This window comes from Sodalis sp. (in: enterobacteria), from assembly GCF_051710625.1.
Classification (GTDB): domain Bacteria; phylum Pseudomonadota; class Gammaproteobacteria; order Enterobacterales; family Enterobacteriaceae; genus JBPESN01.
Genome location: NZ_JBPESN010000096.1, coordinates 1 through 7109 on the forward strand (window position 1 = coordinate 1; position 7109 = coordinate 7109).

Sequence of the window (7109 nt, forward strand, 5' to 3'; positions counted from 1 at the left end):
ACTTTTCCAGTATTTGTAACTGCTGCGATGAACCTTGAACACCTGGCAGAGTGTGGCCACAGGATAATGCGCTCTGAGTTTCCCGATTAACAAGAACTGTTCAGGGAGTCTGACATCAAGAGCGCTGGAGCCTTTTTTAATATTTCGTTTTCCATTTCAATGCGTTGTACCTTCTTCTTGAGCTCACGTATTTCAATTTGTTCCGGGGTTATGGGAGAGGCTTTTGGCGTTTTCCCCTGTCGCTCATCACGCAGTTGTTTTAGCCATTTCGTCATCGTAGAAAAACCGATGCCCATGGCTTTTGCTGCTTGCGCGGCGGTGTAATTTTGGTCGATAACCAGTTGAGCGGATTCGCGTTTGAATTCAGGACTAAAATTTCTTCTTTTCATTGGTGCACCCGTGTTGTTCTGAGGTGAGCATATCACCTCTGTTCAGGTGGCCAAATTCAGTGTGCCACTACAATCGAGCAGGACGCCGATCTGATTATGTTTATCTACCGTGATGAGGTTTATCACGAGAATAGCGACATGGAAGGTATCGCTGAAATTATATTCTCGGCAAGCAGCAAAACGGCCTCATTGGCACTGTGCGGCTGACCTTCAACGGACAGTGGTCACGATTCGACAATTATGCGGGTCCGCAATATGACGATAAGTGATTGCGCCCGGCGCGCGATTTTCCTATCGCGCTCCAATTTTGACGCTTTTTATTAACTTATTAGCCCTTCAAATCTCTTTATTTGATATTGTGATTGGTGTGTGCACTTTTGCACCTGTAAATCCAGGAGAGCTGCACTGTGTTCGGAAATGTTGATGCTTATGCGGGAGATCCCATCCTTACGCTGATGGAAACCTATAAACAGGGTCCGTGACCTGACAGGATCAATTTAAGCATCGGCCTCTATTATAACGAACAGGCGATCATCCCTCAACTGCAGGCCGTCGCCGAGGCGCAAGCCATGCTGCTCGCCCGGGCGACGTCAAGCTCGTCGTCCTATCTGCCGATGGAAGGCTCGCCAACCTACCGCAGCGCCACCCAGGCGTTGCTGTTCGGTGAAGATCATCCGATGCGCAATGCGTCGCGTATCGCCACGATTCAGACCGTGGGCGGGTCAGGGGCGTTGAAAGTCGGGGCGGATTTTCTCAAATGTTATTTTCCAAATTCGCAAGTCTAGGTCAGCGACCCGACCTGGGAAAACCATGTGGCGATTTTTTCCGGCGCCGGATTCCAAGTGAACCGGTACCCTTATTTCGATGGTGAGAAGCTGGGCGTTAACTTTAGCGCAATGCTGGCCTGTTTCCAGCAATTGCCGCCGCGCAGCATTGTGTTGCTGCATCCGTGTTGCCATAATCCGACCGGCTCGGACCTGACGCGTTCCGAATAGGAGCAGATTATCGCGGTGGTGGCTGAAAGGCAGCTCATCCCCTTTCTGGACATCGCCTATTAGGGGTTTGGCGACGGGCTGGAGGAAGACGCCTTTGCGGTGCGTGAAATGGCGCGACTGGGCCTGCCTTGCCTAGTAAGCCATTCTTTCTCGAAGGTTTTCTCCCTTTACAGCGAAAGTGTGGGCGAGCTATCAATGGTCTGCGATAGCACGGGCAAAGCCGAGCGGGTGTTGGGTCAGCTGAAGGCGACCGTGCGCCGCAACTATTCCAGTCCGCCAAACGTTGGCGCTCAGGTTGTGGCGCAAATCCTGAACGAACCGGCGTTGAATGCCCTGTGGCGTGAGGAAGTCGCGGCAATGCGCCAGAGCCTGGTGGCGGCATTAAAGGCGCGCTGCAGGACCATCAATTCGATTATCTCCTGAGTCAAGCACGGCATGTTCAGCTACACCGGTCTCAGCCCGGCACAGGTGGCGGATTTGCGCGATACCTTCGGCGTGTATTTGATTGACAGTGGCCGGATGTGTCTGGCCGGCCTGAATACCGCCAATGTCGCTAAAGTGGCCGAGGCCTTCGCGGCAGTGCAGTAATCGCCCTACCGTGACCGGTTTTCACCTGTTCCCGCGTTCCCACTATACTAAGTGATCAACAAAGGAGCAGGATTATGTGGCACCAACAGACCCTGACCCTGAGAGCCCGACCGCGCGGCTTTCATTTGGTCACGGATAAAATCGTTTCCCAACTGACGTCGCTAAGCGCAGTCCGCACCGGGCTGCTGCATTTATTGCTGCAGCATACCTCCGCATCTTTGACGCGCAATGAAAATTGCGATCCCATCGTCAGAACCGATATGGAAAACCATTTTTTACGTCAGGTCCCGGAATCGGCCCCCTATCTGCACGATGATGAAGGGGCGGATGATATGCCGGCGCATATCAAATCTTCTCTGCTTGGCAGCTCACTGTTATTGCCCGTGGGGCATGGCACGCTGTTGTTGGGCACCTGGCAAGGCATTTGGCTGGGCGAACATCGTAACCGCGTCTGCGGCCGCCGTATCGTCGCCACTTTGCAGGGGGAATAATTCATGGACCAATCGACGCTATTGAGCTACTGCATGACAAAACCGGGCGCTGTGCAGAGCGTTCGTCAAGAGTGACAGGCTAACCAGGTAAAAGTCGGGGCGGTGATGTTTGCCATGACCCACACCGTAGACGGCAGACCGGTGGTGTCATTGAAAAGCAGCGCCGAAATGGCTGAGGTATTACGCAGCGCGTTCGCTGCGGCGGTACCGGGCAAACGGCTGAATAAAGCTCATTGAAGGCACGTTGTTTCTCGATGGGGATATTCCCGATTCCCAGCTGTATCAATTGGTAGACGCTTCCTGGCAATGTGCAATGTGCAATGTGCAATGTGCAATGTGCAATGTGCAATGTGCAATGGGCGGTCTGCCGGAAGCGACGCGTCAGACGCTGAATATCTGAGGCGCGGCGTCTGACGGCAGGGGCATTCAGGCGCGCGATGGCGCCCCAGGTGCCGAGCGGTGAGTGATGGTCTGGCAGCGACATGCCGGAGTCGCGCCAGTGTTTGGAGGCACATCAGTGCCGATAAGGCTGGCGAGTGCCCGCAGCGTCTCGCCATAAAGTGCGCGGGCAGATCAGCAGTGCGGCCGCGAACGTCAACCGTTAAAAAGAGGTGCCCCCCCGATGCGGGCTGCACTCTGACTCGCCAGCTTGCCTATGCTTTTTGCAGCGCTCGTTCCAGGATCGGCCGCAGGAAGCGCGCGGTATGGGAGGCTTTGCAGGCCGCTACCGTTTCCGGCGTGCCGGCGACCAGGATTTCGCCGCCGCCGTTACCGCCTTCCGGGCCGAGATCGACGATCCAATCCGCGGTTTTGATGACATCCAGATTATGCTCAATAACCACGATAGTATTGCCCTGATCCCGCAGCTGATGTAGCACCGCCAGCAATTGCTGGATATCGGCGAAATGTAGACCGGTCGTCGGTTCGTCGAGGATATACAGCGTTTGCCCGGTGCCGCGTTTGGACAGCTCGCGCGCCAGTTTCACCCGCTGCGCCTCTCCCCCGGACAGCGTGGTAGCGGACTGGCCCAAACGGATGTAGGACAGTCCGACATCTATCAGCGTTTGCAGCTTACGCGCCAGGGCGGGAACGGCGTCGAAAAACTCGCGCGCTTCCTCGATGGTCATCTCCAGCACCTGATGGATATTCTTTCCTTTATATTTCACTTCCAGCGTTTCACGACTATAGCGTTGCCCCTTACAGTGATCGCAGGGGACATAGATATCCGGCAAAAAATGCATTTCCACCTTGATGACGCCATCGCCCTGACAAGCCTCGCAGCGTCCGCCGCGTAGGTTGAAGCTAAAACGGCCCGGTGTATAACCGCGGGCGCGGGATTCCGGTACGTCAGCGAACAGCTCGCGTACCGGCGTAAAAACGCCGGTGTAAGTCGCGGGATTAGAGCGCGGCGTCCGGCCGATCGGACTCTGGTCGATATCGATGACCTTATCGAAATGCTCCAGGCCCTGAACTTCGCGATAGGGCGCCACTTCGGTAGTGGTGGCGCCATTAAGCTGGCGCTGCGCCACCGGGAAGAGTGTGTCGTTGATCAGCGTGGATTTGCCCGAGCCGGAAACGCCGGTGATGCAGGTAAACAGCCCCACCGGCAGGGTCAGCGTCACGTCCTTGAGATTATTACCGCGCGCGCCGACCAGCTTTAACACCCGGGTAGGGTCCGCCGGAATACGCGTCTGCGGGATGGCGATTTCCTGCTTGCCGCTGAGAAACTGGCCGGTGAGCGACGCCGGGTGGGCCATGATTTCCTCGGCGGTGCCTTCGGCTACTACCTCACCGCCGTGGACGCCGGCGCCCGGACCGATATCGATAATATGATCGGCGGCGCGGATGGCATCTTCGTCATGCTCTACCATGATGACCGTATTGCCCAAATCGCGCAAATGTATTAGCGTTTCCAGCAACCGCTCGTTATCGCGCTGGTGCAAACCAATGGACGGCTCATCCAGCACATACATGACCCCGACCAGACCGGCGCCTATCTGGCTGGCTAAACGGATACGCTGCGCCTCGCCGCCGGACAAGGTTTCCGCCGAGCGGGACAAGGAGAGGTAATTCAGCCCGACGTTGACCAAAAATTTGAGCCGGTCGCGGATCTCTTTGAGCACTTTTTCCGCAATCTTGGCGCGCTGACCGCTCAGTTTCATGTCGTCGAAAAACGACAGCGCGTGGCCGATGCCCATTTCAGAAATCTCCGGCAGGGTGGAGTGCTCCACGAAGACGTGGCGGGCTTCACGCCGAAGACGTGTGCCGCCGCAATGGGCGCAGGGACGGTTGCTGATATATTTGGCCAGCTCTTCGCGCACCGCGAAGGATTCGGTTTCCTTATAGCGGCGCTCCATGTTCGGCAGAACTCCTTCAAACGGATGACGGCGCACCGAGGTGTCGCCGCGATCGTTAATATACTTGAATTTAATATTTTCCTTGCCGGACCCGAACAGAATTTTTTGCTGCACCGTCGGACTCAGCACGTGGAACGGCGCTGCGACGTCGAATTTATAGTGCTCGGCCAGCGAGCGCAGCATTTGGAAATAGTAGAAATTACGGCGATCCCAACCGCGAATGGCGCCGCCGGCGAGGGATATATCCTGATTTTGCAACACCCGGTCGGGATCGAAGTACTGCTGCACGCCGAGGCCGTCGCAGGTGGGGCAGGCGCCGGCCGGATTGTTAAAGGAAAAAAGCCGAGGCTCCAGCTCGGGCATACTGTAGTCGCAAATGGGGCAGGCAAAGTTGGCAGAAAACAGCAACTCTTCCGCTTTCTCGTCATCCATATCCGCCATCACCGCGGTACCGCCCGAGAGGCCGAGAATGGTTTCAAAGGATTCCGCCAGGCGTTGCGCAAGATCCCCGCGCACTTTGAAACGATCGACAACTACTTCGATGGTATGCTTTTTTTGCAGCTCAAGTTTCGGCGGATCCGACAGATCGCAGACTTCCCCGTCGATACGCGCCCGGATATAGCCCTGCGCCGCCAGGTTTTCCAGCGTTTTGTTGTGCTCCCCTTTGCGCTTTTTAACAATGGGCGCCAGCAGCATAAGCCGCTTGCCCTCCGGCTGCGACAGCACATTGTCTACCATCTGGCTAACGGTCTGCGCCGCCAGCGGCACATCATGATCCGGGCAGCGCGGCTCGCCGACGCGAGCGAACAGAAGACGAAGATAATCGTGGATTTCGGTTATCGTTCCCACCGTTGAACGCGGATTATGGGAGGTGGATTTTTGTTCTATCGAAATGGCGGGCGACAGCCCTTCGATATGATCCACATCCGGTTTTTCCATCAACGACAGAAACTGCCGGGCATAGGCGGAAAGCGATTCAACATAGCGACGCTGGCCCTCGGCATAGAGGGTATCGAACGCCAGCGATGATTTTCCGGAGCCTGATAGGCCGCTAATGACTATCAATTTATCGCGGGGTATTACCAGGCTGATGTTTTTCAGGTTATGGGTACGAGCACCACGAACTCCAATCTTATCCATTCAACTAATCCCAACACCGGATGAACGAGGGTGGCCTGCGCGATTGACAAAACCGCTGCGGCGCGAAACGGTCAATTATGGCATAAAAAAAGCTGAATGAACATCCAGTATTGATTGTAACAAATAATTCTGCTTCACAAGCTTTCTTGATGGACAGTCCAAGTTTCAAAACATGTTTTTTAAGCGTTGGCAATGGTAAACTTGAGCGATTAAACTTAGTCATTCATCTTATCAGGAGACCCCCATGGCCAGTAGAGGCGTTAATAAAGTGATTCTAGTCGGAAACCTGGGCCAGGATCCGGAAGTCCGCCATATGCCTAATGGTGGTGCGGTAGCCAACATTACGCTGGCCACCTCGGAGAGCTGGCGCGACAAGCAGACCGGCGAGACCAAGGAGAAAACGGAATGGCACCGCGTGGTGCTGTTTGGCAAATTGGCCGAAGTGGCGGGCGAATATCTGCGTAAAGGCTCCCAGGTGTATATCGAGGGATCGCTGCAGACCCGCAAGTGGCAGGACCAGAGCGGTCAGGATCGCTATACCACCGAAGTTGTGGTCAATGTGGGCGGCACCATGCAAATGCTCGGGGGCCGTCAGGGCGGCGCGGCGGCCAGCGGCGGCCAGCAGAGCGGCTGGGGCCAGCCTCAGCAGCCGCAGGGGAATAATGCGCAGTTCGGCGGCGGTAATGCACCGGCGTCGTCGCGCCCCGCGCAGAACAGCGTTCCGACGCCCAGCAATGAGCCGCCGATGGACTTTGACGACGATATTCCGTTCTGAGGTTAACCTTAGACGACCTTGTCAAAGCTGCGCGGAAAAAACCTCCTATGATCAGAAGATTTTTTTTACTGTAGTGACACACTGAATTTGGCCACCTGAACAGAGGTGATATGCTCACCTCAGAACAACACGGGTGTACCAATGAAAAGAAGAAATTTTAGTCCTGAATTCAAACGCGAATCCGCTCAACTGGTTGTCGAGCAAAATTACACCGCCGCGCCAGCAGCAAAAGCCATGGACGTCGGCATTTCTACGATGACGAAATGGGTAAAACAACTGCGTGATGAGCGACAGGGGAAAACACCAAAAGCCTCTCCTATAACCCCGGAACAAATCGAAATACGTGAGCTCAAGAAGAAGGTACAACGCATTGA

General features: G+C 55.3%; 4 protein-coding genes and 4 pseudogenes. 6 read left to right on the top strand and 2 right to left on the bottom strand.

Annotated elements, in window-relative coordinates; genetic code table 11:
- Window positions 1-389: pseudogene (locus tag ACTBDU_RS15425) on the bottom strand (transposase); the annotation flags it as partial.
- 69 nt (window positions 390-458) lie between these two features.
- On the opposite strand from ACTBDU_RS15425, the pseudogene ACTBDU_RS15430 reads away from it, so the two are divergent.
- The 4 genes and pseudogenes from ACTBDU_RS15430 to ACTBDU_RS15445 all read left to right on the top strand — a co-directional run.
- Window positions 459-658: pseudogene (locus ACTBDU_RS15430) on the top strand (DnaB-like helicase C-terminal domain-containing protein); the annotation flags it as partial.
- Between the two features lie 222 nt (window positions 659-880).
- Window positions 881-1972: pseudogene (locus ACTBDU_RS15435) on the top strand (aromatic amino acid transaminase).
- Between the two features lie 74 nt (window positions 1973-2046).
- The gene (locus ACTBDU_RS15440) at window positions 2047-2463 is read left to right on the top strand and encodes a secondary thiamine-phosphate synthase enzyme YjbQ (RefSeq protein WP_438807085.1); all 417 of its coding nucleotides are present in this window, start codon (window positions 2047-2049) and stop codon (window positions 2461-2463) included.
- A gap of 3 nt (window positions 2464-2466) precedes the next feature.
- Window positions 2467-2863, top strand: a pseudogene (locus ACTBDU_RS15445) (MmcQ/YjbR family DNA-binding protein).
- A gap of 253 nt (window positions 2864-3116) precedes the next feature.
- Here the strand turns inward: ACTBDU_RS15445 and uvrA are convergent.
- On the bottom strand, window positions 3117-5960 hold the full coding sequence (gene uvrA, locus ACTBDU_RS15450) for an excinuclease ABC subunit UvrA (protein ID WP_438807086.1): 2844 nt from the start codon (window positions 5958-5960) through the stop codon (window positions 3117-3119).
- A gap of 244 nt (window positions 5961-6204) precedes the next feature.
- Here uvrA and ssb1 point away from each other — a divergent pair, with 244 nt between their 5' ends.
- Window positions 6205-6735 (top strand): single-stranded DNA-binding protein SSB1, encoded by a 531-nt coding sequence (ssb1, locus tag ACTBDU_RS15455; protein ID WP_438807087.1) that lies wholly within the window; start codon window positions 6205-6207, stop codon window positions 6733-6735.
- A 141-nt stretch (window positions 6736-6876) separates the two neighbouring features.
- The coding region (locus ACTBDU_RS15460) for a transposase (RefSeq protein ID WP_438807088.1) at window positions 6877-7109 on the top strand (233 nt) is incomplete at its 3' end.